Raw genomic sequence first — 1,355 nt, 5'->3', positions numbered from 1 at the left:
TTCTTACACAAGTCGCCCTTGAAATTCTGCGTGCTGGATCGATTTCCCTCATCTCTGCCCCTCCAAAGATTCGTTCCGTTATCCAGGCGTTCCTTATTTCAGCTCAGCTTTGCGGGACACCTTTAAAGCGACGGCAACAATAGCGAGGGATGTAGAGAGGTGTCCGGGGTAGAAGCTGATACTTTGCCGATGCTCGCCGATGTTTTCCCGATGCCGCATCTAGCCATTTTTCAGCCACTTATAGGAATCTCTAACAGGAAGGTGGAGAGACTAAGGGAGTAGACCCCGATCCATCAGCAGCTTCCTTTCGTCGGCCGAGAGAGTCCCACCAGCAAACTGGGTGAGCAAGAAGAACGGCACCTTCGGACGACCGAGGTCGTACATCAGTCCGAAATGGTTCTCCGGAGGCGCCTTCGCGGGTTCGTCGAGAAGCTCATAGATGTCGAGAGCTTCGATCTTCAGATCCGTCTGCTCCACAAAATACTTCAATGTGGTGTAGAGGCTTTTGAAACCGGTCTCCGTCTTTGGCTTCCCGGCTTCGTTCTCGTAATCGCTGTCGTAGATCTCGGCGCAGTTCAATTCATTCACGACAACGGCCTTCTTATAGGAGGCCAGCTTCTTGAAGAGGTCGAATCCACCCTCGTCCCGATGGCCGAAGAAATGGTGAGGATTAACCCGAAGGTGCGCATAGTAGTGGTATGAGATGATCTCAAACTTCACCCCCCTTGACGCCATGAAGTCCAGAAAGCCGAACATGGTGGATGTCGTATTGAGCGCGCGGCGAAGATGGAGGCCGTATTCGGTATTCACTTTTTCGATGGCATCGGACATACCGCGCAGTACTGCTGCCCAGTCGTTCATGACGGGCGTATCGAACTCGGCAGCCGTCTGCCCCTTGCCGAAGAGGCGTTTCCCGTCAGCATCCTTGATCTGGAGATTGACCTCATTCCCCAGCTCCCAGTCAGGCAGATCGTTTCTGAACTCGGAGACGAACTTGTAGGTCCGGTTATAGGCCGATGTGTAGAGAGCCGCGGCATCCCCTTTCGGATACTTGCCGTGGTCAGTACGATCCCCCTCTTGGAAGGGAGTGAAGAGGATCGGCTTGAGACTGATGTGGTACTCCTTCGCAAGCTGAATCATCTCGCGATAGGTCTGCACCTGGAAGCCATCCGTCCCATCGGCAAGGTAGGCATTGATGCGATATTGGGTGATGCCCCTGGCTTGAAGCAAAGCGAAGATAGGCCTTACATCCGCCTTCCTGGACGTGGGGCCATCGACGCCCCACGCCATGACCTGTGCAACTGCGTTCGTGCCTGGAGCCGATAACAGAGTAAGAAGGAGGGCGAGTCCGGCCG

At 54.5% G+C, this 1,355-nt stretch carries 1 protein-coding gene; it reads right to left on the bottom strand.

Annotated elements, in window-relative coordinates:
* Positions 1–270: 270 nt before the first annotated feature.
* A partial coding sequence (locus AB4043_RS25625) for a glycosyl hydrolase 53 family protein (protein ID WP_442308535.1) occupies positions 271–1,355 on the bottom strand: 1,085 nt, incomplete at its 5' end.

The organism is Terriglobus sp. YAF25 (genome assembly GCF_052113305.1).
Taxonomy (GTDB): domain Bacteria; phylum Acidobacteriota; class Terriglobia; order Terriglobales; family Acidobacteriaceae; genus Terriglobus.
This window is presented reverse-complemented; position numbering and strand designations above follow the sequence as displayed.